Source organism: Planosporangium thailandense, assembly GCF_011947195.1.
Classification (GTDB): domain Bacteria; phylum Actinomycetota; class Actinomycetes; order Mycobacteriales; family Micromonosporaceae; genus Planosporangium; species Planosporangium thailandense.
Genome location: NZ_JAATVY010000009.1, coordinates 78,381 through 104,172, shown reverse-complemented (window position 1 = coordinate 104,172; position 25,792 = coordinate 78,381). Strand labels below are relative to the sequence as shown.

Sequence of the window (25,792 nt, the reverse complement as noted above, 5' to 3'; positions counted from 1 at the left end):
GCACGGGGCAGGGGCAGGACGGCGGCCGGGCGGCTCGTGGGGGAGTCGGTCGCCGTGGCAGGCCGAGGCGGCTGGTCAGGCGTCGGCGGGCTGCGCGGAGAACGCGGCCGGGTGTCCGACATCGACGCGGGAGGCCGTGCGCTCCCTGCCGCGCAGCAGCACCAGCCCATAGACCAGCAGCAGGGTGTCGCCGCCGACCATCGCCGTCCAGTGCGCCCAGGCCGGAAGCGCGTCCACGCGCAGCAGCAGATCGGTGAGGAAATGCAGGGTCATCAGCGGCCACACGCTGCCGGTGCGCAGCCGCAGCGCGGCGTAGCCGACGCCGAAGCAGAAGGTGCCCACGGCTTGGGCGAGGGTGATCGCCGGGGCCTGTCCGAAGAGCATGTTCGGCAGGTGCGCCGCGGCGAACAGCGCCGAGGAGACCAGCACCGCCGGCCGCACCCCGGTCGGGCGCAGCACGCCGAGGATGACTCCGCGGAACAGGGCTTCCTCGACGAACCCGGTGGCGGCGTACCCGGCCACGAGCACGGCCAGCAGCCCGGCGCCGGGTAGCTGCACCCCGCCGACCAGCGGCACCAGCGCGACCGCCGCGGGTAGCCACAGCAGCCCGGGCGCACGCACTGCCGTGGTGAATCCGGCCATCCGCCACCCGCGGGTGGCGGCCAGCAGCGCGGTCACCGCGGCGGCCAGCGCCAGCACGACGACCAGGCGCGCGGTCCACGCCGACGCGGCCGGGAACAGTGCGGCCACGCCGAACGCCCCGGCGACGGTGAGCGCGATATCGGCGGCGCCGAAGGCGAGGGCGACGCGGCGCGGGGAGGCGGCGGAGAGCAGGGTCACGGGACACTCCTTGGTCAGGGACGACGGCAGGGACGACGCCGGGGTGTGATCGGTAGGGGTTTCGTCAGGCCATGGCGGGGACGGGACGGCGGGCGGCCCGCGCGGTCAGCACACCGGAGGCGGCGACCCGGGCTAGCACCATGCACAGCGCCATCAGCACGAACGCGGCGGTCCAGGCGTCGGCGCCGGTGATCTGGTGGGCGATCGAGAAGCGTCCGATAGCAGCGGGAAACCAGTGCTCGGCGCCGTAGGCGAAAAGCATCCGGCCACCGATGACGGCGACCCACAGGGCGGCGTACGCGGCGCCGGCGCGCATGACCAGACGACCCGTGGCGTCCCTGTCGACTCGGACCAGTGCCGCGGCGATCAGCCCCAGCACGATGCCGGCGGCCGCGCCGGCCACCTCGAGGCCGACGTCGTTGCCGGCGGTGGGTACATCGCGCAGGAAGACGACGCCGGCGATCGCGACCAGCAGCAGCGGCAGGGCGAACCGGGAGCGGGTGATCGTCCTGGTGCCCAGGTTGGACCACAGGACGAAGGCCAGCAGGCCGGCGTTGAGCAGGTACTGAGTGGTGCTCATCGGATACCTCCGCAGGGGTTCGATCGGGTCGGTATCGACGCTAGGAGCGATGCGGACGCTGGCCATCGGCGTGTGAGTGGATCTCGCCGTCGGTGTGGTCTCCACCCGTGGGTGGACACCGCCAACCGTGATCCACCCCGGCGCCGATGTGGCTGCCCCGGCACGCTGCCTACGGTCTGGTGACCAGGAGTGGTGCCTCGCAGTGGAGCCGTGCCCGTCCTCGTGAAGGAGAGCATCCGAATGCCCGCGCCGGCCGACCGCCGTCGGCGTTACCAAGCCTGCTGGCTACCGTTTTCCCCTTGCTGTTCGAACGTCCGGCGACACTCGCCGAGGAGGGTCCCATGACCACCGATTCGCGCTTGGCCGTACCGGGTACCGCCGCCGGGTGCCAGACGTACTCCCGGCCGCCGGCCGCCCCGGCGCTGGCGATGACGGCCACCCGATGAGCGCCCGGCTCCGGCTGCGCCGGCCGACCAGCGCTCGTGACGGTGGGCCGTCCGTGGCCGCGTCCGATCTGCACGGCCTGGTACGCCTGGCCGGGTGGGCCACCGTGGGTGCCGTGGCGGTCGCCACGGTGGCCGCCGGGCTGCCCGCCGGGCCGGTGGCGGGCGTCGCCACCGTCGCCGTCACCGTCGCCGGCCTGGCGCTGTGGTGTCTGGCGCTGCTGCCCCGGGTCACCGCGGTGCCTGTGCTGACCGCTGCGCTGGTCGGCACCGGGCTGGCCGGGGCCGCGGTCGACGCGCTGCACCCATCGGGCCCGGGCATCGTGCTGACCTGCATGGCAATGGCCGGCCTGGGCTTCGGTGTACCCCGGCGGCCGGGCCTGGCCGGCGTCGCGGTGATCATGTTGGGTGCGGGGTGGGCCGAGGCCCGCGCCAGTGCCCATCCGCTGGGCGCCGTTCTCGATCTCGCCGCGGCAGCCGGTTTCCTGTACCTGGCCGCGGCCTTCGCCGCGGTGTCCCGTGACGCGCACACCCATTCCCAGGCTCTGCTGGAGCAGGAGGCCGCCACCCGGGCCGCGCGCGAGGAGGCCGCTGTCCTGGCCGAGCGCGGCCGGCTGGCCCGCGAGCTGCACGACGTGTTGGCCCACACCCTGTCCGGGCTGGCGGTACAGCTGGAGGGCGCGCGGCTGCTGGCCGAGCGCACCGGCGCCGATCCGCGACTGGCCGAGCAGGTGATCAACGCCCAGCGGCTGGCCCGCGACGGCATGGTCAACGCCAAGCGTGCGGTGGCCACCCTGCGCGGGGAGGCACTGCCCGGCCCCGAGCAACTGCCCGCCCTGATCGAGCAGACCCGACTGTCCGGCCTGCCGGTGATGCTGGCCGTCACCGGCAGGCCGCGGCCGCTGCCCAGCGAATCCGGTCTCGCGGTGTACCGGGCCGTGCAGGAGGCCCTCACCAACGCGGCCAAGCACGCCGGGCGCGGCGCCACCGTGACCGTCGCGCTCACCTGGACCGACACCGCCCTCACCGCACAGGTCACCGACGCCGGCGGCGACCGGGTCACCGCCGGTCTGCCGTCGGGCGGCTACGGGCTGGCCGGGCTGGCCGAGCGCGCGGCGCTCGCCGGCGGCCGGCTCGACGCCGGCCCGACCGCCGAGGGCTGGCGGGTCACTCTCACCATGCCGATCCCGGCCACGGCGGGACCGGTTCCCCCGCAATCACAGGAGGCACGCTCATGACGTCCCAGCCGCCGGCCGCGCCCCCGATCCGGGTGCTCATCGCCGACGACCAGAAGATCGTGCGCGACGGGCTGGCCACGCTGCTCGGCCTGCTCGACGGCATAGAGGTGGTCGGTACCGCGGTCGACGGTGCGGACGCGGTCCGCCAGACGCTCACCGGCGACCCGGACATCGTGCTGATGGACCTGAACATGCCCGCCGTCGACGGCGTCGAGGCGACCCGGCAGCTCGTAGAGCGTGGCTCGCGGGCCCGGGTGGTGGTGCTGACCACCTACGCCGACGATGACTGGGTGTTCCGCGCGCTGCAAGCGGGCGCCCGGGGCTTCCTGACCAAAGACGCCGGCGCCGACGAGATCCAGCAGGCGATCACGACCGTGGCCGCCGGCCAGGCCCAGCTCGACCCGTCCGTGCAGCGGCGGCTGCTGGAGGCGCTGGCCGCCGGGGCGAAGCTGGGGGTGACCGAGCCGAACGCTCCCACCACCGTCGACGACGGGCTGACCAGCCGCGAGGTGGAGGTGCTCATCGAGGTCGCCGAGGGTCACTCCAACGCCGAGATCGCCACCCGGCTGTTCGTCTCGGAGGCGACGGTGAAGACCCACATCAATCACCTGCTGGCCAAGACCGGGTGTCGGGACCGCGCCGCACTGGTCGGCTACGCCTACCGCACCGGACGCGTCACCGCCTGACCGATGTCCCGGACACCGAAATCCGACCCCGCAGCCGGCCGGGATCGCGCGACCGGGTGGGACGAGATCGCCTGTCCCGCCTGGTTGATCATGTAAATTTCGTGGCCGGCGGCTGGCCGGGCGGGCCGGCGCCGACCAGCCGAGCGGGGCTGCCGGCCGGAGGTTCGCCGCCCAGCCAGCCATCGGCGACGCCGATGCCCGTCGAGACCGTCCCGCTCCAGCGGGGCAGATGTGAGGAACCATGTCCCATCCAGCCCGCGTGCCCTCGGGCGCCGACGGCGCGCGTTCGGCCGGCAGGGTCGCGTACGGTATCGACGCCCCGCCGGTCGTCGCCGGCTTCGTGGCGGCGGGCCTGCTCGGCACGGTCTTCCTGCTGCTGACGGCCTTCACGCGAGCGCACCTGCTGGGTCCGGGCATCGCGTTCTTCGTCTTCGGCTGGCTGACCGCGATCGCGATGCTGCACAGCTCGCTGCGCGGCAAGATCGTACTGCGGGACCGGGTCCTCGACCGCCTGGCGTTGCGCGGCGACGAGGACGTCGTCGACCTGGGTACGGGCCGCGGGCTGATGCTCCTCGGCGCGGCCCTGCGCACGCCACGCGGTACGGGGACCGGTGTCGACCTGTGGCGCTCGGTCGACCAGGCGGGCTCCCGGCCGGAGCGGTTCATGGCGAACGCGGAGGCGCTCGGCGTCGCCGACCGGGTCCGCGTCGTCACCGGGGACATCAGCGCGCTGCCCCTGCCCGACGCCTCGGCCGATGTGGTACTCGCGTGCCTGTCGATCCACAACATCCACGACCGGGACAAGCGCCGCGCGACGATCACCCACGCCGCCCGCGTGCTCCGGCCCGGCGGACGCCTCGCCATCATCGACTTCGCCAAGACCGACCAGTACGCCCGCGACGCGCGGGCAGCCGGCCTGGTCGACGTGACCCGCAGCCGCCCGACCCCGATGATGTGGCCTCCCGTCCGCGTCGTGCTGGCCCGCAAGCCGGTGCCGTGACATCCAGCCGATGACCACCCGGCCTCCTCGAAGGACGGAGGTCAGAACCGAACAACGGCGAGCGCCCCAGGCCACCCGGTCCGGGGCGCTCGTCCAGTTCTGGGGGCGCCACTTCGTACCGGGCAACCGAGCGGTTCCCGGTGGCGGTCGCATTCGCTGGGCCGGCGACGGAGACGCCACGGGCCCATCGGTGCCTGGTTGACGTGCGCCGGTGTTCGTCTCCACCCCAGGGTGGAGACCCGCGCTATTCAATCTCCACTTGCGCTCCGATGTCTGAGCCGGCCGGCACACCTACCGTTTCTCAGCGTCCCCCAAGCCTTCAAGGAGACCCCGATGCCCGTGAACTCCGCCGCCGACCTCGTCCTGATCGTCGCCGCCGTCGTCTGGATCCTGGCCAGGCAGATCCGGCTCCAGCGGGTCAAGGCGCGGCTGCTCGTGCTTGCGCCGTTCGTCCTCGCCTACTTCGGGGTCCGGACCATGACCGCGCCGGTATGGCACCACGCTGCCGACATCGCGCTGCTGGCATTGAGCGCGGTCGTCTCCGCCGCGCTCGGGATGTGGCGCGGCCGCACCATCGCGGTCTGGCAGGACCCGCAGGGCATCTGGTGGCGGCGCGGCTCGACGCTCACGCTGGCGCTGTGGGGCGCGTTGTTCGTCGCCCGTGGCCTGCTCTACCTGGTCGACCGGGCGGCCGGCCACCCGGAGGCCGCCAGCCTCGGTGCCCTGCTGTGCACCTTGGCGGTCAGCTTCGCCGCGCAGAACGCCGTCATCGCGCTACGGATGACCGCCCCCGCCGTCACACCGGTCCCGACCGCCAGCCGGTGACCGCGCAGCAGCCCGCTCATCCCGTCGTACGCGCCACACGCGCGTGATCCCGCGGACCTGACCCGGAACGCTTGCGAAGGAATCGTCCATGTCCGGCCGGCCACGGCAAGTACGCGGCCACGTCGGCGGGGCCGAGCGTCACGAAGCTGCCTGATTGTGGCCAAGGATGCGCATGTAGTCGGCGCAGGCGTGACCGAACCCCGTCAATGCCCACCGAGGTCGGCCGTCACTCACGTTGTGGGCACGATCCTCGATCATGCCCAAGCCAAGCAGTTTGGCGATCAGCGAATCGATGACGGGAGCCAGGCCGGGGTCCTCCTCGATGATGTCCCGGCGCAGCCAAGGGAGTGCGTACGGCTTCCCGCTCCGGAAGTTCATGTGATCGGACTCCCCTGAGGGGGACGGACGGATCAGTATGCTGACCAAGCGCCAGTGTGGCCCGCGAAGCTGACCGATGGTCTCCAATGCCACCATTGATTCGTCGACGATGGCCCGGTCCTCGGAAATCGCCCCGGTCGCGAACGCACGAGCGAGGCCGATGATCTGATGCTCTTCAGTCGCCCGAGCAGACTCCTGGATGGCCCGCGCCAAAAGTTCACGCTTGTGCTCATCCTCCAGTGACGCCGCTACCAGGTCGTCGACGGTCAGCCCCTTTTCCTCTGCGGCTGCCGCAGCCATCGACCGGACACGACGCACTCGATCCTCGGCGTAGCGCGTGACGTAGTCCTCGGCCAGGGCGCCAGCCAGCGCTCCCGCCGCGACGCCGAACGGCCCCAGCACCGGGGCCGATGCGGCGCCGACCAGAGCGCCCACAACGCCGCCGGCGGTGTTTGCGCCTATGGACCACTCCCGTTCGAGCTCGTCGCTCACCGCAGTCCTTCCCCATGCCACTGGTGATGCCGACAGGCTATCCGGACAGCCCTGACGGTCGGCGGCATCGACGAAGAGAAGACGCGCGTACATGAAGACTCGACCCAGCCGGCGGTACCCGCTACGGTCACGCCGGGTTCCTCGCCAGGGCCGACCTGAACAAGGCGACGGCCGACGCCGAGGACACCCGGGCAGGCCACCGTGTGGAGGTCGGGGCGGTCCTCAGCCCGGCCGAGGACATATTTAAACTTGTCGCTGTACTTACTCGCGGCGGCGACGGGGGTTCGCGGTGCACGTCCAGCGCAGGTGTCGGCAGGTTGCCATGGCTGTGGCCGTCGCCGTCACGGCCACGCTCGTCACCGGCGTCGCCACCCGGCCGGCGGCTGCCGAGCCCACCGGGACGTACGTCAGCGCGGACTCCGTCGAGGCGCTGCGCGCCGACGAATCCGGACACCTGCGTACGGTCGCCCCACCGGTCGACGAGCCCATCGCCGGCCGCCGGCCGGTGGACTACCTCGGGCCGACCGGGCCGCTGGGCCACGGCGGCCCGATCGGCGAACGGGGGCCGCTGGGCCGCTTCGGGCCCGTGGGCGACGAGTGGTGGAACCCGTCGCAGTACATCAGCGGGTACGCGGCGTGGGACCGGTACGCCTCGTGGCTCGCCTCGATCGGCGGCCCGATGAGCGGGCTGGGACCGCTGGGCCCGGACGGCCCGCTCGGCGAGTCGTACCGGACCCGGCTGCCGACCATGGGGGACTTCGCCACGCACCTGCAGGCGGGTGGGGTCTGGACGGTACTCGGCCCGCTCGGGCCCCTGGGCCCGTTGGGGCCGCTCGGCCCGCTGGGGCCGGTGGGCGCGCACGGCTACCGGGCCGACGCCGACGGGGTGTACCGGGCGGCCGGCAGCGCCGAACCCCGACGCACCTACGCGGTGCCGTTCGGCGCCGGCACCCGGGTGTACGAGCTGTACGAGCGGTACTCCGAGCGGTACGCCAAGCAGCTCACCGACAACGACACCTCGTTCATGGTGGCCGGCAGCGCGGCGGTCGGCGACCACGACGACTACGCTTTCACCTCGCACGACACGCAGTACGTGACCGTACTGGCGCTACCCGAGGCGGACCTGTTCCAGGACACCACCCGCTACGACCGGATCGAGCTGGAGCTCTACGACGGCGCCGGTCAGCTGCTCGCGAGCAGCCGGTCGCCCGACCTGGTCAACTGGATCCAGCTCAAGGTGCCGGCCGGCACCCGCCTGGTCGGGCGGGTGCGCGTGCGGTCGGCCTGGAGCGACGTCGTACGCCAGGTCGACTACCGGCTGCTGGTCACCGGCTCCACCCGGTACTTCGACCACAGCGACATCACGGGCACGCACCAGGTACCGGTGTACCGGTAGCCGTACGATCGTTTGCGTGACGGGCGCAGCCGGCACCGTGGACGCCGCCGTCGGGCAGCCAGCCGCGGCGTTGCGCCCGTTCGTGCGCCGGTACCTGGGCTACCGGTACGCCGGGTTCCGGCCGGGCACGCACCTGGGGCTGCCGTCGCCCCACCTCACCGTCGTCGTCAGCCTCGGCGAACCCACCCTGGTCGCGATGGACGCCGGTCGGCCGCCGGTCGGCCATGCCGCCCTCGTCGGAGGGCTGCACACGAGGCCGGTGCTGTTGCCCCACGACGGCGACCAGTTCGGCGTACAGCTGGATCTCACGCCCGCCGGAGCGCGTGCCCTGCTCGGGTTGCCGGCCGCCGGCGTGGCGGCAGCCGTCGTCGGCCTGGAGGAGCTGCTGGGGTCGGGCGCACGTGAGCTCCGTGAGCGGATGGCGGTGACCGTCGACTGGCCGCGCCGGTTCGCGGTGCTCGACGAGGTGCTGTCGCGGCGCACCGACCGGGCCGCGCCGGCCTCGCCGATCCTCGAGCACCTCTGGCGTCGCACGGTCGGCTCCGGCGGTACGACGCGGGTCGGTGACCTCGCCGCCGAGATCGGGTGGAGCCGGCGGCATCTCACCGCCCGGTTCACGGCCGAGTTCGGGTTGAGCCCGAAGGAGGCGGCGCGGGTGGCCCGCTTCGACCGGGCCAAGCGGCTGCTGCGCGCTCCCGGCCGGCCGACGCTCGCCCGGGTCGCCGCCCTGTGCGGGTACTACGACCAGCCGCACCTCGTGCGAGAGTGGCGGGAGTTCGCGGGCGTGGCGCCGTCGACCTGGCTCGCCGACGACGAGCTCACATTTGTACAAGACACCAGCGGTCCGGATCCGGCAGGCTGACGTCATGACCGACAAGCAGACCAATGTATGGCCCGCGTTGCGGTACGCCGACGCGCGCGCCGCCATCCGGTTTCTCGTCGACGCGTTCGGCTTCGAGGAGACCGCCGTCCACGGCGACGACGATGTTGTCGCGCATGCCGAGCTGCGCTGGCCGGCCGGGGGCGGCGTCATGCTCGGCAGCGCGCGTCCCGACAGTGTGCTCGCCGACCTGCCCGCCGGTGTCGGCTCGGTGTACGTCGTCACCGACGCACCCGACGCACCCGACGAACCCGACGCCCTGTTCGCCCGGGCCGTGGCGGCCGGCGCGACCGTCGTGAAGGGGCTGGCCGACGAGGACTACGGTTCGCGGGGCTTCACCGTCCGCGACCCCGAGGGCGTCTACTGGAGCTTCGGCACGTACGCGGGTGAATGAACGCTGTTAGGAGCGGCAGAGTGGGGTCCCTCCCGGCGCGCCGCGACAGGTAGGTGGTAGTCCCAGATCTTCTCGACGATCCGGCGGGTGCCGGCCAGGGCAGGTCGGTCGGTTCGAACCGTCCATGGTCACCGTGCGTACCCAACTTCGCGAGAGCGGCGGACGGCCGGTGGCTGGATGGAAGGTGGTGCCGGTGCCGGTGTCACTGATGTGCGGGTGCGCGACGGTTACGCGGCGTGAACTATGATCCACCGGTATCGTCGGGGATGGAACCAGCACCCGCTCGCCGTCGATCGTGCCGCCGCGGGATATCGCGGACCTGTTGTGCCCCTTACGGAGGACCGTGTGGCCATAAGCGAGAAGCTCGAGTCGATCTTCGACCGCGTCGTAGCGCGCAACCCCGGCGAGGTGGAGTTCCATCAGGCGGTGCGCGAGGTACTCGAGAGCGTCGAGCCGGCGCTGGCCAGACACCCCGAGTACGCCGAAGCGAAGATCGTCGAGCGGATCTGCGAGCCGGAGCGGCAGATCATCTTTCGCGTGCCGTGGGAGGACGACCGCGGCGTGGTGCACATCAACCGGGGCTTCCGGGTGGAGTTCAACAGCGCGCTGGGCCCGTACAAGGGTGGCCTGCGCTTCCACCCCTCGGTCTACCTGGGCATCGTCAAGTTCCTCGGGTTCGAGCAGATCTTCAAGAACGCGTTGACCGGCATGCCGATCGGCGGCGGCAAGGGCGGGTCGGATTTCGACCCCAAGGGCCGCTCGGATCGGGAGGTGATGCGCTTCTGCCAGTCGTTCATGACCGAGCTGCACCGCCACATCGGGGAGACCACCGACGTGCCGGCCGGTGACATCGGCGTCGGCGGCCGGGAGATCGGCTTTCTGTTCGGACAGTACCGGCGCATCACCAACAGGTACGACGCCGGCGTACTGACCGGAAAGGGCCTGGCGTACGGGGGCGCGCAGGTGCGCCGCGAAGCCACCGGGTACGGCTGTGTCTTCTTCGCCCAGGAGATGCTGCGCGCCGCCGGGGACAGCCTGGACGGCAAGCGGATCGTCGTCTCCGGCTCGGGCAACGTCGCGATCTACGCGATCGAGAAGGTGCAGCAGCTCGGCGGCGTGGCGGTGGCCTGCTCCGACTCGTCCGGCTACCTGCTCGACGAGAAGGGGATCGACGTCGAGCTGCTCAAGCGGATCAAGGAGGTGGAGCGGGGCCGGCTCGGTGACTACGTCCAGTCGCGGCCACACGCCACCTTCGTGGCGGGCGGCAGCGTGTGGGAGGTGCCGTGCGACGTGGCCGTCCCCTGCGCCACGCAGAACGAGATCAGCGCCGAGGACGCGGTCACGCTCGTGAAGGGCGGCTGCGTCCTGGTGGTCGAGGGTGCCAACATGCCCACCACGCCGGAGGCGGTCCGGCTGTTCGGTGAGGCCGGCGTACGGTTCGCGCCGGGCAAGGCCGCCAACGCCGGGGGAGTGGCCGCCAGCGCGCTGGAGATGCAGCAGAACGCCAGCCGTGACTCGTGGACGTTCCTGCAGTCGGAGCAGAAGCTCCAAGAGATCATGAGCGACATCCACGCCCGGTGCTACGCCACGGCCGAGGAGTACGGGATGCCGGGCAACTATGTCGCGGGCGCCAACATCGACGGCTTCCGGCGGGTCGCCGAGGCGATGCTCGCGCAGGGCCTCATCTGACCCGACCTCAGCACCCACACCCGTCATCGGCGCACGGTCTCGAACCGTGCGCCGATCTCCTACGTACCACCGGATGGCGGCGGACGAAGGAGGAGGGCGACGGTGCGAATGCCGGTGGCGGCCATCGTCGGCGCGGCGGTGACCGTGGGTCTGCTGCTGTTCGCGCTGATCTCGCCGTACCGGCTGGTCCCGATCTCGTCGACCCCCGCCCGACTGGCGTCCGACGCCGCCGCCGAGGCCGCCGGACCGCAGCCGCTGCTGCGACCGCGCCCGGTCGCCTTCTCGACGCCCGGTTTCCACTCGTGGGCCCTGCTCAACACGAAGACGGGGAAGGTGAGCGGCTCGGACAACCCGACCGCGACCAGCGACACCGCGTCCATGGTGAAGGCGTGGCTGGCGTCCGACTACCTGCGTCAGGCGGCGCAGCGCGGCGAGAAGCCGACCGCGGCCCGGATGCGCGACCTCAGCATCATGATCCGCGACAGCGACAACGACGCGGCCGAACGCGTCTACCGCCTCAACGGCAGCACCGCCTCGATCCAGCGGCTGATCCGCATCTGCGGGCTGACCGGCACCAGCGCGGTGCCGGGCCTGTGGAGCAACACCGTGATGACCGCTCCCGACGCGGTACGGATGGGCGCCTGCATCGCCGACGGCCGGGCAGCCGGCCCGAAATGGACGCGGTGGATCCTGGACGAGATGCGCCACGTACGCGGGGACGGCCGTTTCGGCATCATCGAGGCGCTACCCGCCGACGTCGCAGCCTCGACGGCCATGAAGAACGGCTGGCTGCTGCGCGACGACGACGGGCTCTGGCACGTCAACTGTCTGGCGATCGGTGACGGCTGGGTGCTCGCCGTGATGCTGCGCTACCCCGGATCCCTGGGCTTCGCGCACGGGGGCGCGGTGTGCCGGTCCGTCGCCACCCAGCTCATGACCAAGTAACTTCCATGATCCTGGAGAGTTTGCGGGCCCATGACCCCGCGGACCCTCCAGGATCATGATGTGCCGGACGCGCTGACGCGTGGCACGATGACCCTCGTGGCCAGAAACCGGCGTACCAGGCCCACCGGCGACGCCGGCCGCACGACGTCCAGCGACCGCACGACGGTCAACGACCGCACGACGGTCAACGACCTTCCACCGCCCGACGACGGCGACCTGGCCAACCTGCTGGAGATGCTGGCTGCCGCCGGCGTACAGGAGGACGAGCTGCTGCGGGCGCTCGACCGGCCCGGCGGCACGGAGAAGCTGCTGGAGCGCCTGGTCGAGGCCGGGCTGCTGGTGTCGCGGGAAGAGTCCACGGCCGGGTTGATCTCGACGTGGAAGCCGCTGCTCAAGCGGGGCTGCGACCAGTGGCGCGCGGAGCTGACCGGGCTCGAGTTCCTCGCGATGGTGCGCGAGGCGGCCGGTGACGACGTACCTGAACTGCTGTCGAGCCTGATCTCGCAGGCGCACGAGCACGGCGGACCGGCGGCGCTGGCCATGCTGCGGGTCCTCGCGGTGGTCGGGCCGCCACAGTGCCGGCCGACGGCCGCGAAGGCCGCGGACGACCTCGCGGTCAGCGGCGTGCCGGACCCGCCGTGGGTGCGAGGGCTCGGCGCGCCCGCGGTCGGCCCCTGCTTCGGGTACACCGACGCCGAAGGCGCCCAGCAGGCCCTCGTGGTGACCTTCGCGTACGGCCGCAAGCGGCACGCCCTGGCCGTACTGATCGATCACGAACGTGCCGGCGGGGTCAGGGACTGCTGGCCGACCGATGACCCGGACCTGGTGCGCGCGGACTACCAGCGCGCGGCCGAGCGGTACGGGCTGCACGTGCGTGACTATGACCCCGGCGAGGCCCGCACCATCCTCGACCGCGCGCTCGCCGCGCCACCCTGCCCGGTCGGCCCCGACCAGGTCGAGGACGTCCGGGACTACCTGGAGCTGCTGCGGTTGCGGACGGCGCTGCTGCCCGGGGCCGGCACCGCGACGAGTGGCCCTTCGCGCGGAGGCTCGGCCCCGACCGTGCACCGTGTGAAGATCACGTTGCGGGGTGTGCGGCCACCGGTCTGGCGCCGGCTGGAGGTGCCGTCCGACATGACCCTGCGTCGCCTGCACGGCGCGATCCGGTCGGCGTTCGGCTGGGAGCACGGTTGCACCTGGGTGTTCGGGACACCGGCCGGAACGTACGGCGTCGCCGACCGCAGGCGGGGACACCGGAGTGCGCAGTCGGCACGGCTGGCGGACGTGGCGCCGCGCGTACGCGACCTCATCCGCTACACGTACGGCACCGGCGACGGCGGGCAGCACGAGATCCTCGTCGAGGCGGTGCTGGCCGCCGAGCCGGGCGTGGCGTACCCGCGCTGCGTGGCCGGTCGGCGGGCCCTCCCGTCCGCCGGCGACGGGTTCGACCTCGACGAGGTGAACGAGGCGCTGTCGGTGCTCGCGGTCGTACCCGTCAAGGGCTGATCGCTACTGGGCGGCGAGGAGCTTCTCCACCTCGTCGAGGGTGGGCGGCTGCGCACCGGCACGGGTACAGGCCAGCGCCGCCGCCGCGACCGCGAACCGCATCGCCGACGCCAGGCTCGACCGGTCGAACCCGCCGGACCGGAGATCGACACGGTGGAGGAAGGCGGCCGTGAACGTGTCCCCGGCGCCGACGGTGTCGACCACGTCGACATCGATCCCCGGTACGTGCAGCGGCTCCTGGCCGCGCGGTACGGCGATCGCCCCGTCCGGGCCGGCGGTGACCAGTACGAGCGAGAGATCGTGCTCGTCGAGCCAGTCCCGCGCCACGTCGAGCGGGGCCCGGTCCGGGTACAGCCAGGCCAGGTCGTCGTCGCTGGCCTTCACGACGTGGGCGGCGGTGAGCCACCCGCCGACCGAGCGGAGGTAGGCCTCCCGGTCGCCGAGCAGCGCGGTGCGGACGTTGACGTCGTAGACGACCACGGCGTCGTCGCGGTGGGCGGTGACCCATTCGCGCAGTACCCCGGCGCCCGGCTCCAGGATGCTCGCGAGCGACCCGACGTGTACGCCACGGGTACCCGGCGGCAGCGCGCCCGGAAGCTCGTCCGGTGACCACTGCCAGTCGGCGGTGCCGTCGACGTAGAACTGGTACTCGGCGCGCCCGCGTTCATCGAGGGCGACGACGGCGAGGGTGGTGGGCTCGCCGGCCGCGACGGCCAGCCGGAGGTCGACCCCGTTCTCGGCGAGGTGCTGGCGCAGTTGCCGCCCGAAGTTGTCGCCGGACAGGCGGCAGGCCAGCGCGACCGGTGTGCCGAGGCGGGCCAGCGCGACGGCCGTGTTGGCCGGGCCGCCACCGTACGCCGAGCGCCAGGTGGTGGGACCTGCGGGTACGAGGTCGATCAGCGCCTCTCCGCACACCACGAACATGCCGGCCTCCAGCCAGGATCAGTGAAGACGGGTCCGTCCTCGCTAACGAGAGTCTTCACCGATCACGGCCGTTCAGCCAGCATCCGGCGCGACAAGGCGTCGGCGCCGCAGCATCAGCAGACCGAACCAGACGACGAGCGCGAGGACGGCGACCCCGCCGATGGCGTACAGCGTCGTCCGGTTGCTCTTCGCCGACGGTGCCGTCCGGCCGGCCACGGGCTCCCCGGCTGCCACGGCCGCCGGCCGTCCGCCGGCCGCTGCCGGGGCGCCGGTCGCGGTTCGGTTCGGTGTACCGGCGGGCGGCGTGCCGCCCGCGGCGTTCGGCGCGGGTGGCGCGTCGCCGACGGTTCCGGCCCGCTGTGGCGCGTCGGCCAGTGGAGGCTCGACAACCTGGCGCCCGGCGGCGTCGACCTGTCCCGGCGGCGCGTCCGAGGGCGACGCCGCATCACCGGCCGGCGGAGCGTCGCCGGGCTTTCCGGGGCCCCCGAACGGCAGCGGCAGCGCGCCCAGCAGGCGGCCGAGGAGATCACCGAGGCCGGCGGCGGGGGCGCCACCCTGCGCGTTCCCGTTGCCGTTGCCCTGGGCGTTGGCATTGCCGTTGCCGTTCCCGTTGCCGTTCCCGTTGCCCTGGCCGTTCCCGTTCCCGTTCCCGTTCCCGTTGCCCTGGCCGTTCCCGTTCCCGTTCCCGTTGCCCGGTCCCGTCGCCGCGTGCGCCGCGCCGGCCGCGTTCGGTGGCGCGTGGGTGGGCGACCCGGTGCCCGGTGTACCGGCCGGCTTCGCCGGTGGCGTAACCCGGTCAGGCTGGGCCGGCGGTGGAGTCTGGGCCGGCGGTGGAGTCTGGGCCGGTGGCTGGGTCTGGGGCGGCTGCTGACGCGCGGGCGCGGCCGGCGCCGACCGGTCCGGCCGGTTGCGGCGTGCGTCCCGGGACGCGTCAGCGGAGCCGCCGCGTGCGCTGCGGGCGGGGTCGACCCGGACCGGCCCGTCCGCATCGCAGGTACGGCCGTTGTTGATGCAGTCGACGGCCAGCCTCATCAGGGAGTTCGGCATGACGTTTGCGAAGTCGGCGTGGTCGGTGCGCGGGTCGTGCTTGCGGTCGGGGGCGGTGTCCAGGGCGAACAGCGAGTTCGCCGGCACGTCGTACGTGAGGACCGCCCGCAGTTGCGGCACCGCGACCGTGTTCTGCCGGCAGGACCCGTCGCCCTCGGGGAAGACGAGGTGCGAGCGGTGGTCGGGGCTGTCGGTGTGGTGGCCGTCCCAGCAGCCGGGGAAGTCGAGGATGCGCTCGACCCGGCTGCCGCCGGGGCAGACGGGGTACCGGTCGGTGGTCCGGTCCTCGAACCCGGTGCACGTCCACGTGGCCCGGTCGTTCCCGGTCAGCGCGCGCAGGAACTTCGGCATCGCCCGTACGGTGCTCGTGGCGTTTCCGCGGAACTCCAGCCGCACCGAGGAGGGCCGCAGGATCCTGCCGGTGTTGCGGTCGGGGTCGGCGCCGGGGGAGGCGCCGTCCTGGCCCGCCCCGCCCAGGGCGCGCAGCACCGGCCAGAAGTAGGCGGACCTGTCCCCGCCTTTGCAGGTCGTGTCGGCGGCGGCGAGGCTGTCGTCCGTCGACGCGCGATCGGTCGAGACGTTGCCGACGTAGTCCTGCGCCTGGTGCGCGCCACCGCGCACGCCGGGAGCGACGATGAAGTCGTCCGCGTTGCGGTGGCCGTTCGCGTTGTTGCCGCAGACCGAGACGAAGGTGCCGGTGGACGGGCCTCGATCGGCGCGGCCGGTGCGGGCGTTCGCGGGAACGTCGGTGATGCGGACGAAGTCGTCGGCGAACGGTCCGCTCCGGTCACCGGCGGCATGGCGGTCGGGCAGTCGCGAGATGAGGGCCTGCAGCGCGGGATCGATGTTTTCCGTCGCCGCGGCGCTCCGGATGCCGGCGGCGAACCCCGCCGCGAGGACCAGCCCCATCGCCGCCCCGAGCAGCCGCTTCCGCCGCGACAGGGCGCGACCGGCCCGCGTCGAACGGGCGCGACGCGCCAGCTTCGAAGGGGCGTGGAGCGCCCGCCTCGTGCCCGCGTGCAGCGCCCGCCGGGTACGCGCATGGAGCGCCCGCCTCGTGCCGGTGCGACCGGCGTGGGCGTGGCGTGCCCGGGTCGGGTCGGCCGGGCGTACCCGGGTCGAACCGGCCGGGCGTGCCCGCTTGTTCACGTGCTCATCACCCCGCTCGTCGGGACGCTCCAGGTGACGTCGCGGGCCCGCTCCGATGGTCGGGAAGCGGCGCCACCGCGCTTCGTCGAGGAGCAGTATCACGGCCGTGCAAGCGAGGCGGAATAGCGCGAGTTGATCTTCATGGCTCGGTTCGATCGCGCGTCTTTGCTGGTTGACGGGGTGCGTGGCTGATTTACGGCGATGAATCTAGACGATCGCCTGAGATAAATACAAGGAAGATTTAAGCGGGATTTCAGATGCCCGCGGATAGCCAGGCCGGGCCCGGTGGATCGTCGGCCGCCGGGCCCGATCCGGCCGCCGAGCTCGACCCGGCGGCGGTGCCGGCGTCCAGGCGGGAACCCGTGTCGCCCGCCCGGTTGTCCAGTGCGTCCAGGTCGTCGCGCAACCGGCCGAGCAGGGTCACGTTGCGGCGGATCTCCGATGCGTCCAGTTCGGACAAATCGAGGTCGTGGCGCAGGAACGCGACGGCGAGGTTGCGGAACTCGTACAGCTGGGGCGGCCGCTGCCCGACGCCCGCCCAGCGGGCGCAGCTGTCGCGTAGGCCGAGGAGCGCGCCGCGCGTGGTGGCGTCCGCGCACATTCCGCCGACCGAGTACAGCCAGACGTTCAGCCGCTGCGCCACCGCGCCGGCTGTCTCCGGGGTCTGCACGGCGCGGTTCTGCGTCGACAGCGGCTCCATCGCCTCGAAGGCCGCCGGGTACGACGCCAGCCGGGTCCGGTGCAGCTCGAGGGAGCGGGCCAGGCCCACCGCGACCAGTTCCCGCTGGCGTTCCCGGCGGATCTGATCCCACATCAGCGCGCCGATGCCGGTGGTGACGGCGAGCGCGACGAACCCGGCCAGCAGGACCGTCGTGACTTCGGTGGGCACGGTGACCTGTCCTCCCCGGCCCGGCGCGCACGACGCGGCGGACCACGGTCGACGAAATACTCCCCACATCGTCGCCGATCGTTGTCGGTGTTCGCGGGTTCTATCGGGAGGTTGCCTCGTTCTATCGGGAGGTCGGCTCGCCGAGGGTCTGTCGGGAGGTCGGCTCGCCGAGGGTCCGCAGCAGGACGCCGCGCGCGCGGTCGTGCTCGAGCCGCAGCACCGCGTTCGCCGCCAGGCACGCGGCGACCGCCGCGGCCGTCGCCGTCGGATCCGGGGCGGGTACGACGGCCAGCGCGAACGCGCCGTCGTTCACCAGCTCGCCCAGGAGGTCGCAGTCGACCGGGCGGGTGTCCGGGTGCGGGTCGACGAACACCGCCACGAACCGGAACCGGGGCAGGCGGGTACGCAGGGCGTGCAGCAACCGGTGCAGCCGGAACGGCGTCGCCGGGTCGTACCCGTACACCATCGCGACCTCGTGATCGACGGCCAGGTCGGCGAGCGCGGTCGCCGCTTCGGCCGGGGATTCCACCGCATCCACCGCCGATACTGCGACAACCACGGTCGTCATCGTCACCTCGCTGCGTGTCCTCGGCCGGTCCCTTAGCCCAGATCAATATCAGCGTACGAAGAGATGAACGTCGACGCGACTTATGGCGATTCTGCCGGTAGATGGCTGGTTGGGGTACCGCTTTCGGGGGGTTCTCCGACCGATCTGCACTCAGCGCGACGAGACTGTGACTGTGACGCCACAGGCTTCTTCCGAGACCGACCGTGACCAGTGGCTCGACAGCCGCCGGCAGCGGCTGCGTACCGCGGGGGAGTGGCTGCGCTCCGGGGGCAGCGTGCTGCTGTACGGACCGAGCGGGGCGCGCAAGTCCACGGCGCTCGCCGCCCTCGCCGCCACGGCGGCCCGGTCGCGCGTTCTGCGGTGCACCCCGGCCGAGCGCGGCGCGGGTACCCGGTACGCGGCCCTGGCGGACTTGTTGAGCCGGGTGACGCCCGAGCAGTTCGACCAGGTACCGGCGGCGGGCCGGCGACTGCTGGCCGCGGTGGCGGCGGGCGCCGGGGACGGCGTCGAGCCGGCCGAGGTGCGGCGCGCGCTGGTCGCCCTGTGGCGGGCGCTCGCGCGGGCCCGCCCGCTGCTCGTCGTCGTGGACGACCTCCAGTGGGTCGACGAGGCCAGCGCCGACGTCCTGGAGTTCGCGGCGACCGGCGTCGACGACGTACCGGTCCACCTGGCCGCGGCCGAGCGGGTCCCGCCGGGCGGGCGGCCGCGGCGGCGGCACCTCTGTCCGTCGCCGCTGCTCGTCGTGGGTCTGGAGGCGCGGGTGTGACGTGTACCGTCCGGGTATGGCAGCCCGTAAGGAGATCCTGGAGGTCGCCGGCCGGGAGGTGACCGTCACCAACCCCGACAAGGTCTTCTTTCCGCAGACCGGCCGCACCAAGCTCGACCTGGTCCGGTACTACCTGGCGGTCGCCGATGGCGCGCTACGCGGCGTCGGGGACCGGCCGATGGCGCTCAAGCGGTACGTCAACGGCGTCGAGGGTGAGGCGTTCTTCCAGAAGCGGGCGCCGCAGACCCGCCCCGACTGGATCGAGACCGTCGAGCTGCGCTTCCCGTCGGGCCGTACCGCCGAGGAGATCGTGGTACGCGACGCCGGGCAGCTCGCCTGGGTGGTCAACCTGGGCTGCGTGGATCTCCACCCGCACCCGGTCCGCGCCGACGACCTCTCCCACCCCGACGAGCTGCGCGTCGACCTCGATCCCGTACCCGGGGTGAGCTGGGACGACGTGCGGCGGGTGGCGCTGGTGGCCCGGGCGGCCCTCGCCGACGTGGGCCTGACCGGCTGGCCGAAGACGTCCGGCTCGCGCGGCATGCACGTGTACGCCCGTATCCAGCGGCGGTGGACGTTCGCCGAGGTCCGCCGGGCCGCCGTCGCGCTCGCGCGCGACATCGAGCAGCGCGTACCCGACCTGGCGACCAGCCGGTGGTGGAAGGAGGAGCGGCACGGCGTCTTCGTCGACTTCAACCAGAACGCCAAGGACCGCACCACAACCTCGGCGTACTCGGTGCGGCCCACCCCCGACGGGCGGGTTTCCACGCCGTTGAGCTGGGACGAGGTCCCCGACTGCGACCCAGCCGCTTTCACCGTGGACACCGTGCCCGACCGGTACGCCCGCGTCGGCGACCCGTGGGAGGGGATCGACGGCACGGCCGGCTCCCTCGACGCGCTGCTCGACCTCGCGGCGCGGCACAAGGCGGCGGGGCTCGACGACGCGCCGCTGCCGCCGCACCAGGCCAGCCTGGCCGGCCGGCCCACCCGGGCACCCGGCCGCCGCCAGCCGAGCGCGCCGCTGATCGAGATCGCGCGGGCGGCCCGCAAGGACGAGGCGCTCGCCGGCCTGGAGCGCTGGAAGGCCCGGTACCCGAAGGTCTGGGCCTATCTCGAACCGGCCGATGTGCTCGTCGACTCGATGCGCGGCCGTAGCAGCACCTGGACGCGCATCCGGCTCAACCTGCGCCACGTCCCCGAGGCGGAGCGGCCACCCCAGGAGGCGCTCGAGGTCGACTTCGATCCGTGGAAGCGCGGAGAGGGCGATGAATAGAAACGGGTCGGCGGTGGTAGGTACCGGTCATGGACGACATCACCGCGCTGATCCTCGACGACCACCACGCCTTCCGCCGCGGCTTCGCCCGACTCGACGACGCCGGGGACGACGTCGACGCGCTGCGGGCGCTGTGGGAGCCGTTGGCCGCCCACCTCGAGATCCACGCCGAGGCGGAGGAGGCGATCCTCTACCCCCACCTGCTCAAGCGCGGCGATCCCGCGGACGCCGAGGACGAGACCGAAGACGCGATCCGCGACCACAACAAGATCCGGGACGCGATCGTCGAGTCGAGGAAGCACTCCGTCGGCTCCGACCAGTGGTGGGCCGCCGTGTGGCAGGCCCGTACCGAAAACAGCGAGCACCTCGCCGAGGAGGAGGACGAGGCGCTGCCGGACTTCCGCAAGCACGCCAGCCTCGAACTGCGCGCCGAGCTGGGGGCACGGTGGCTGCGCTTCTACGGCGAGCACCCCTGCGGTATGGGGCTGCGGGTCCGGGACAAGGACCCGGAGCGGTACATCCACGCCAACGAGTGACGCCGAACCCGCCACCCGGGCGGCGCGCCGGTGTGATGATCTCCAGGTGCTGCTGCGGCTGTGGTTTCTGGTGATGGCGCTGACCGCGTTGGTGGCGTGTGCGGACCGGCCGCCCGCGCCCGCCTCCGCGCCCACGCAGGGGCGCAGCGCCGGCTGGACGGTGACGGTCTACTACACGGCCGTCGAGAAGTACCACTCCGGGCCGGGCGCCCGGGTCACCGGATGCCCGCGCCTGGACTGCCGGCACGGCAGCTCCGACCTCGGCACGTACCCGGCCGACTTCGTCACCGCCGTCCGGGACGAGGGCACCGGCCGCACCACCGCCGGCCGGTACCTCAACTGGTCGTACGACACCGGGTACTGGCTCGACGACGCGCCGCGCGACACCGCCGGCCGGCCGCTGCGCCCCTTCGCGTCGGCGGCGGCCGACCCCGACGTCCTCAAGGCGGGCACCCGGTTCACGATCGCCGACTGCGGCCGTGTCGACGATGGGTCGGCGCCGCCGGCCGACGTGTGCGCGAAGCTGCGCGGCGCCCACTGGACGATCACCGACGAGTTCACCCCCGGCCTCGGCGGCAGGCGGCACATCGACCTGTACATCGGCGAGGAGACCGGGCCGGGCTTCACCGACGGGCCCTGGTACACGACGCTCGTGGGCGCCGCGCTCAGCCTCGGCTGAGCCGGCGCGGTGGGACCGCGATCCGGTCCAGGTCGGCGGCCACCACCACCTCGCCGGAGAACGCCTCGGCCGCTTCCGCCGCGAACCGCTCCGGCTCGGTGTAGCGCTGCGAGAAGTGGGTCAGGACCAGCCGGCGTACCCCCGACTCGGCCGCCACGCGTCCGGCCTGCGCGGCGGTGAGGTGCCCGTACTCGGCGGCGAGCGCGGCGTCGGCGTGCAGGAAGGTCGACTCGATGACCAGCAGGTCGGCCCCCTCGGCGAGGGCGTAGACGGCGTCGCACAGCCGGGTGTCCATGACGAACGCGAACCGCTGTCCCCGCCGCACCTCGCTGACGTCGGCCAGCTCGATCCCATCGAGGGAGCCGCGCCGCTGGAGCTCGCCGACCCGGGGGCCGCTGATGCCGGCCGCCGCCAGCCGCTCCGGCAGCAGCCGCCGCCCGTCCGGCTCGACCAGCCGGTACCCGTACGACTCGACGAGGTGGTCGAGGCGGCGGGCCTCCAGCCGGCCGAAGTCACCGGTCGCGACGAGCGACTCCGCGCCCGACACCGGCTCCTCCCGCAGGTCGGCGGTCTCGTGGTAGACGCTCGCGTGGCGCAGCCGCGCGAAGTAGTCCCGCCCGGAGGCCGGGTAGTGCGCGCGGACGGGGTGCCGCACCTGGTCCAGGGACAGCCGCTGCACCACGCCGGGCACCCCGAGGCAGTGGTCGCCGTGGAAATGGGTCAGGCAGATCCGGGTGACCGCGTTCGCGGAGACGCCGGCGAAGAGCATCTGCCGCTGCGTGCCCTCGCCCGGGTCGAACAGCAGCCCTTCGCCGTCCCAGCGCAGCAGGTAGCCGTTGTGGTTGCGATGGCGGGTGGGCACCTGGCTGCCGGTGCCGAGGACGACCAGCTCACGGACGGACACCGGCTGACCGTACGCGTTCGGCCCGCGACCGGATGGTCGGGGCCGAGGATGTCGATTGTGGAAAACTGGACCCGCGGCTCTACCTGCGCGCCGCGGGCGTGGCCCGCGTCGGCGGGGGGCGTGCAGGGCGGGTTTCACGCCATCGGTGACGCGGCCGCACAAGAAGTGACTTGCCGCACAAGAAGTGACTTATTGCCGTCATCCGCGGTGCTGAGCCAGCAAAGAGTGACTCTTTGCCCGGATCTTGGAAGCGCGTGCCTCACGCGGCCGCTTCCGCGGAGCCGTCAGCCGTCGCGGCGCACGTGTCGAGCCTCGAGGAGCTCACCGGGTACGCCGACGGCGAGGTCATCGGGATTTCGGCAGCTGGGCGATCGACTCGGCGATCTGGCTGATCTCCCGCGGGTTGGGGTTGATGCCCATTCCGCGCAGCCGCTCGGTGAGCACCCGCACGACGTCGTCCTGGGGCGCGCCGGCATGCGTGGTCATCACCTGGGCGACCACGTACTGCAGGCGCTGCGCGACCTGGCTTTCATATGGGGATAACGATATGCGGTCCATCGTGACCGCGGCCACTTTGTCCATGGTTCCCGACGATAGTGAATGGTGCATTCGGTGCAAGATCGAGCGGTGCGGTACAACCGTTTCGCTACCGAGTCGCTCTCGACGTGTCGGCATGTCAGCCGTGGGCGGGGTGGTCGATCGTGGTAGTGGCGGCTCCCGAGAACGGCCCACGCGTACAGGTGGCGGTCTGCGGCCCGGCCGACTGCACGGCGGCGGAGGCGACCGCCGCCGAGCGGATCGGCGCCCTGCTGGCCGACCGGGGCGCGGTCGTGCTGTGCGGCGGCGGGGCCGGCGTCATGGCCGCGGTCGCCGCCGGCGCCAGCCGCGCGGGCGGGCTGGTCGTCGGCGTACTGCCGGGGGCGGACCGGACCGACGCGAACCCGTACCTGTCAGCAGCGGTCGTCACCAACCTGGGCGAGGCGCGCAACGCGGTCCTCGTCCAGTCCGCCGACGCGGTCATCGTCGTCGGCGGCTCCTGGGGCACGCTCAGCGAGTTGGCGCTGGCAATGCGGCGCGGCGGCGTACCCGTGGTCGCGCTCGGCGGGTGGCGCGTCCTCGACGCCGCCGGCCGACCGCTCGCCGGCGTGCTGTGGGCCGACAGCCCCGAGGAGGCCGTACGCCTGGCGCTGGGCTGAGGTCAGGCGACCCGCACCAGCATCGCGCCCATGTCGGCGTCCGCGCCGACGTGCAGCGAACCGACCACATGGGACACGACCGCCTCGACGTCGTCGCGGCCGGCGTGCGCGCCCGCACCGAGCAGCACGTCGAGCGCGCTCACCAGGTCGGTGCCGCGCGCGCCGACGAGGCTGTCGGTGTACAGCAGCAGCCGGTCACCGGGCGCCACGTCGACGGTGGCGTCGGAGTACGTCGCCTCCGCCAGCACGCCCACCGGCAGCCCCAGCTGGCCCGGCAGCAGTTCGGCCCCGCCGTCCCGGCGGTAGCGCACCGGCGCCGCCTGCCCGGCCGCCGCCCAGCGCAGCCGGCGCTCCTTCGCCTCGTAGCGGGCGACCATCAGGGTCGCGGTGCGCTCCGGCTCCAGCGCGCAGAGCAGGGTGTTGACCGAGGCGAGGAGCTGGCCCGGCGACATGTCCAGCGCGGCGTAGGCGCGGATCGCGTACCGCAGCCGGGCCGCCGTCGTCATGGCCGCGAGCCCGGTGCCGGCCACGTCCCCGACCACCAGCAGGCTGACTCCCTCGGGCAGCGCGCAGGCGTCGTACCAGTTGCCGTCGACGCGGGTGCCGCCGCGGGAGGAGCGCGTGCGGCCGGTGACCCACAGCCCCTCCGTGGCCCCCAGCTCCGGCTCGCTCGGCATCAGCGCCCGGTGCAGCGACTGCGCCGCGCGCAGCTCCGCGTCGACCCGCAGGCGCTGCGCGGTCAGCGCCTCCTCGGCCAGGCGCAGCCGGTCGGCGATGGCACGTTCCTCGGTGACGTCCTGGACCGTGCCCCGGATCGCCGTGACCGCGCCCGTCCCGTCGAGCTCCGGCTCGGCGACGATCCGCAGCCGGCGTCCGGCCAACCGGTCGGCCCCCCGGAACTCCCAGCTCAGCTGCTCGCCGCCGACCAGCGTGCGGCGCACGGCGTCCTCGACGGCCGGCAGGTCGTCGGAGTACACGCACCCGGACAGCTCGTCCACCGCGATCGGACGCGGCCGCTCGTCGCCGTGGAACATCCGGTACAGCTGCGGCGAGCAGTACGGCTCGGCCCGGTCCAGCTCCCAGCGGAACGAGCCGATCCGGGCGATCCGTTCGGCGTCGAGCAGCTGGGCGTGGACCAGCTCGGCCTCGTCGTGTACCCGCCAGGCGAGGACCACCCGGTCGCCGACCAGGCTGGCGTGCGCACTCAGGAACCGGGTCGTCGGCGCGCCGTCGCCGGTGGCCGACCGCAGCCGTACCGGCCCGAGGCGCTGCGGCCGGCCGGTGCGCAGCAGCTCGACGAAGCGGGGGAGCAGCAGCTCGCTGCCGAGCCGGGGATAGATGGTGAGCAGCGTGGGATTGTTGCCGATCCGGGTGGGGGAGATCCGCCGCGTCGCCGCCGCGTTGGCGTACTCGACCCGGAAGTCGACCACCCGCCCGTCCTCGTGTACCGGTGCCAGCAGCGCGACGGGGTCGGGCACCGTCTCCCCGACGATCGGCAGCCAGGCCGCCGGGTCGGCCGGCCCGCCGGTGGCACCCGCCTCCGGCGGCAGCTCCTCGGCGAGTTCGACCGCCTTGCTCGCGACGGGCGTGGCGAGCGCGGACAGGTAGCGGCGGGTGTCGGCGTCCAGGTCGACCGGTTCCGGCCAGGACAGGCAGAGCGCGCCGATCACCCGCTCACCGTCGAGCAGCGGCGCGGCGAAGGCGGCCGAGGTCCTCCCGTCGTCGGTGACCAGCAACGGCGCGCCGTCCCTGGTCGCTTCCGCGATCGCGGTGTCGAGCGGCGGCGGGACCGGCTGCCAGCCGCCGCGGTGCGGCAGGCCCGGCCCGTACCCGCCGACGAACCGGTGCGCCCCGGTCGGCTCCCGCAGTGTGATGACCACGGCTGCGGGCGGCGGCCAGCCCGCCTCGGCGGCGCCGACGACCTCGGCCGCCTCGTCGAACGTCGTCGACGCGGCGATCCGTGCGCTGATGAGCTGGTGCTGGGCCTGCAGGGCGCTCCGTGCGGCCGGCCGGTTGGGCCGGCGGCCCGCGGCCGGGTCGCTGCGGCCGCGGGACCGGCCGGCGCGGGCGCGCAGCTGCTCGTCGGTGATCTCGGTCACCGGGGCGGCCCGCGGATCCGGGGAGGTGGCGCCGACGATCGTCGCGGCGACCTCGACCAGTTTGACGTTGGCGCGCTGGGACAGCCGCTTCAGGTGGTCGAAGCCCTCGTCGGGCGTCACGCCGAGCCGCTCGACGAGGACCCCCTTGGCCTGCTCGATCACCGCCCGGTTGCGCATCGCGGTCCGGACACCCGCAAGCTCCGTACGCAGCTTCGCCACGACGGCGGCGAGCGCCTCCGCCGGCTCGAGCGCCCCCGCCGGCTCCGGGGCCTCCGTCGGCTCCGGCACGCGGGCTTCGCCGGCCGGCACCCGCCGCCCGGCGGCGTCGCGCCACTGCTCGTCCGGCCGCTCCCGCATCTGGTCCCGCCCCCATGTTCGCTCGCTGGTCACCACGGCTGCACCGGGCCGTCCGTCGGGCGCTGTCGCCCGCTCGCGGGCCCGCCCGCGGCCACCAATCGTGCCTCATCGGC

25 protein-coding genes are annotated in these 25,792 nt (G+C 73.1%); 15 read left to right on the top strand and 10 right to left on the bottom strand.

Features of this window, described 5'->3' with window-relative positions:
- Window positions 1-75 precede the first annotated feature (75 nt).
- Both HC031_RS15135 and HC031_RS15130 read right to left on the bottom strand, forming a co-directional pair.
- Window positions 76-840, bottom strand: a complete 765-nt coding sequence (locus HC031_RS15135) for a CPBP family glutamic-type intramembrane protease (RefSeq protein ID WP_167925940.1) — start codon at window positions 838-840, stop codon at window positions 76-78.
- A gap of 64 nt (window positions 841-904) precedes the next feature.
- Complete coding sequence (locus tag HC031_RS15130; protein WP_167925939.1) at window positions 905-1,420, bottom strand: CcdC protein domain-containing protein; 516 nt, start codon at window positions 1,418-1,420, stop codon at window positions 905-907.
- 442 nt (window positions 1,421-1,862) lie between these two features.
- On the opposite strand from HC031_RS15130, the gene HC031_RS15125 reads away from it, so the two are divergent.
- The 4 genes from HC031_RS15125 to HC031_RS15110 all read left to right on the top strand — a co-directional run bounded on the left by HC031_RS15125 (window position 1,863) and on the right by HC031_RS15110 (window position 5,612).
- The gene (locus HC031_RS15125; RefSeq protein WP_167925938.1) at window positions 1,863-3,101 is read left to right on the top strand and encodes a sensor histidine kinase; all 1,239 of its coding nucleotides are present in this window, start codon (window positions 1,863-1,865) and stop codon (window positions 3,099-3,101) included.
- A complete protein-coding gene (locus HC031_RS15120) occupies window positions 3,098-3,787 on the top strand; it encodes a response regulator (RefSeq protein ID WP_167925937.1) in 690 nt (229 codons plus the stop codon). The genes HC031_RS15125 and HC031_RS15120 overlap by 4 nt, the downstream gene beginning before the upstream one ends.
- 241 nt (window positions 3,788-4,028) lie before the next feature.
- Complete coding sequence (locus HC031_RS15115) at window positions 4,029-4,787, top strand: class I SAM-dependent methyltransferase (protein ID WP_167925936.1); 759 nt, start codon at window positions 4,029-4,031, stop codon at window positions 4,785-4,787.
- A 333-nt stretch (window positions 4,788-5,120) separates the two neighbouring features.
- Window positions 5,121-5,612, top strand: a complete 492-nt coding sequence (locus HC031_RS15110) for a hypothetical protein (RefSeq protein ID WP_167925935.1) — start codon at window positions 5,121-5,123, stop codon at window positions 5,610-5,612.
- A gap of 138 nt (window positions 5,613-5,750) precedes the next feature.
- Here HC031_RS15110 and HC031_RS15105 read toward each other — a convergent pair whose 3' ends face one another.
- On the bottom strand, window positions 5,751-6,482 hold the full coding sequence (locus tag HC031_RS15105) for a hypothetical protein (protein WP_240942526.1): 732 nt from the start codon (window positions 6,480-6,482) through the stop codon (window positions 5,751-5,753).
- A gap of 322 nt (window positions 6,483-6,804) precedes the next feature.
- Here HC031_RS15105 and HC031_RS15100 point away from each other — a divergent pair, with 322 nt between their 5' ends.
- The 6 genes from HC031_RS15100 to HC031_RS15075 all read left to right on the top strand — a co-directional run bounded on the left by HC031_RS15100 (window position 6,805) and on the right by HC031_RS15075 (window position 13,292).
- Window positions 6,805-7,878 carry a hypothetical protein gene (locus HC031_RS15100; RefSeq protein ID WP_167925934.1) on the top strand — a complete coding sequence of 358 codons (1,074 nt, stop codon included), beginning with the start codon at window positions 6,805-6,807 and terminating at the stop codon, window positions 7,876-7,878.
- 16 nt (window positions 7,879-7,894) lie between these two features.
- Window positions 7,895-8,740, top strand: coding sequence for a helix-turn-helix domain-containing protein (locus tag HC031_RS15095; protein ID WP_167925933.1), 846 nt, complete (start codon window positions 7,895-7,897; stop codon window positions 8,738-8,740).
- Between the two features lie 4 nt (window positions 8,741-8,744).
- Window positions 8,745-9,152 (top strand): VOC family protein, encoded by a 408-nt coding sequence (locus HC031_RS15090; protein WP_167925932.1) that lies wholly within the window; start codon window positions 8,745-8,747, stop codon window positions 9,150-9,152.
- Between the two features lie 345 nt (window positions 9,153-9,497).
- A complete protein-coding gene (gene gdhA, locus HC031_RS15085; protein ID WP_167925931.1) occupies window positions 9,498-10,841 on the top strand; it encodes an NADP-specific glutamate dehydrogenase in 1,344 nt (447 codons plus the stop codon).
- A 108-nt stretch (window positions 10,842-10,949) separates the two neighbouring features.
- Window positions 10,950-11,786 carry a serine hydrolase gene (locus HC031_RS15080; RefSeq protein ID WP_338090678.1) on the top strand — a complete coding sequence of 279 codons (837 nt, stop codon included), beginning with the start codon at window positions 10,950-10,952 and terminating at the stop codon, window positions 11,784-11,786.
- A 30-nt stretch (window positions 11,787-11,816) separates the two neighbouring features.
- Window positions 11,817-13,292 (top strand): plasmid pRiA4b ORF-3 family protein, encoded by a 1,476-nt coding sequence (locus HC031_RS15075; RefSeq protein ID WP_205862765.1) that lies wholly within the window; start codon window positions 11,817-11,819, stop codon window positions 13,290-13,292.
- Window positions 13,293-13,295: 3 nt separating this feature from the next.
- On the opposite strand, the gene HC031_RS15070 is transcribed toward HC031_RS15075, so the two are convergent.
- The 4 genes from HC031_RS15070 to HC031_RS15055 form a co-directional block, all read right to left on the bottom strand.
- The gene (locus tag HC031_RS15070; protein ID WP_167925928.1) at window positions 13,296-14,216 is read right to left on the bottom strand and encodes a carbohydrate kinase family protein; all 921 of its coding nucleotides are present in this window, start codon (window positions 14,214-14,216) and stop codon (window positions 13,296-13,298) included.
- 72 nt (window positions 14,217-14,288) lie between these two features.
- A complete protein-coding gene (locus HC031_RS32535; protein WP_205862764.1) occupies window positions 14,289-16,412 on the bottom strand; it encodes a DUF1996 domain-containing protein in 2,124 nt (707 codons plus the stop codon).
- 253 nt (window positions 16,413-16,665) lie between these two features.
- On the bottom strand, window positions 16,666-17,301 hold the full coding sequence (locus HC031_RS15060; protein ID WP_167925927.1) for a hypothetical protein: 636 nt from the start codon (window positions 17,299-17,301) through the stop codon (window positions 16,666-16,668).
- Window positions 17,302-17,422: 121 nt separating this feature from the next.
- On the bottom strand, window positions 17,423-17,869 hold the full coding sequence (locus HC031_RS15055; protein WP_167925926.1) for a hypothetical protein: 447 nt from the start codon (window positions 17,867-17,869) through the stop codon (window positions 17,423-17,425).
- A gap of 172 nt (window positions 17,870-18,041) precedes the next feature.
- On the opposite strand from HC031_RS15055, the gene HC031_RS15050 reads away from it, so the two are divergent.
- From HC031_RS15050 to HC031_RS15035, 4 genes are read left to right on the top strand one after another with little or no spacing between them, the layout of a single operon-like run.
- Window positions 18,042-18,635 (top strand): AAA family ATPase, encoded by a 594-nt coding sequence (locus HC031_RS15050; protein WP_167925925.1) that lies wholly within the window; start codon window positions 18,042-18,044, stop codon window positions 18,633-18,635.
- 16 nt (window positions 18,636-18,651) lie between these two features.
- On the top strand, window positions 18,652-19,908 hold the full coding sequence (ligD, locus tag HC031_RS15045) for a non-homologous end-joining DNA ligase (protein ID WP_167925924.1): 1,257 nt from the start codon (window positions 18,652-18,654) through the stop codon (window positions 19,906-19,908).
- A 29-nt stretch (window positions 19,909-19,937) separates the two neighbouring features.
- Window positions 19,938-20,444 carry a hemerythrin domain-containing protein gene (locus tag HC031_RS15040; protein ID WP_167925923.1) on the top strand — a complete coding sequence of 169 codons (507 nt, stop codon included), beginning with the start codon at window positions 19,938-19,940 and terminating at the stop codon, window positions 20,442-20,444.
- 46 nt (window positions 20,445-20,490) lie between these two features.
- Window positions 20,491-21,123 (top strand): RlpA-like double-psi beta-barrel domain-containing protein, encoded by a 633-nt coding sequence (locus HC031_RS15035; protein WP_205862763.1) that lies wholly within the window; start codon window positions 20,491-20,493, stop codon window positions 21,121-21,123.
- Here the strand turns inward: HC031_RS15035 and HC031_RS15030 are convergent.
- A complete protein-coding gene (locus tag HC031_RS15030) occupies window positions 21,110-22,027 on the bottom strand; it encodes a ribonuclease Z (protein ID WP_167925922.1) in 918 nt (305 codons plus the stop codon). The genes HC031_RS15035 and HC031_RS15030 overlap by 14 nt on opposite strands.
- Window positions 22,028-22,372: 345 nt before the next feature.
- Entirely contained in the window at window positions 22,373-22,609 is a 237-nt protein-coding gene (locus tag HC031_RS15025) for a hypothetical protein (RefSeq protein ID WP_167925921.1), read from the bottom strand.
- Between the two features lie 125 nt (window positions 22,610-22,734).
- On the opposite strand from HC031_RS15025, the gene HC031_RS15020 reads away from it, so the two are divergent.
- On the top strand, window positions 22,735-23,223 hold the full coding sequence (locus HC031_RS15020) for a TIGR00725 family protein (RefSeq protein ID WP_167926026.1): 489 nt from the start codon (window positions 22,735-22,737) through the stop codon (window positions 23,221-23,223).
- A gap of 2 nt (window positions 23,224-23,225) precedes the next feature.
- On the opposite strand, the gene HC031_RS15015 is transcribed toward HC031_RS15020, so the two are convergent.
- Complete coding sequence (locus HC031_RS15015; protein ID WP_167925920.1) at window positions 23,226-25,715, bottom strand: SpoIIE family protein phosphatase; 2,490 nt, start codon at window positions 25,713-25,715, stop codon at window positions 23,226-23,228.
- Between the last annotated feature and the right edge of the window lie 77 nt (window positions 25,716-25,792).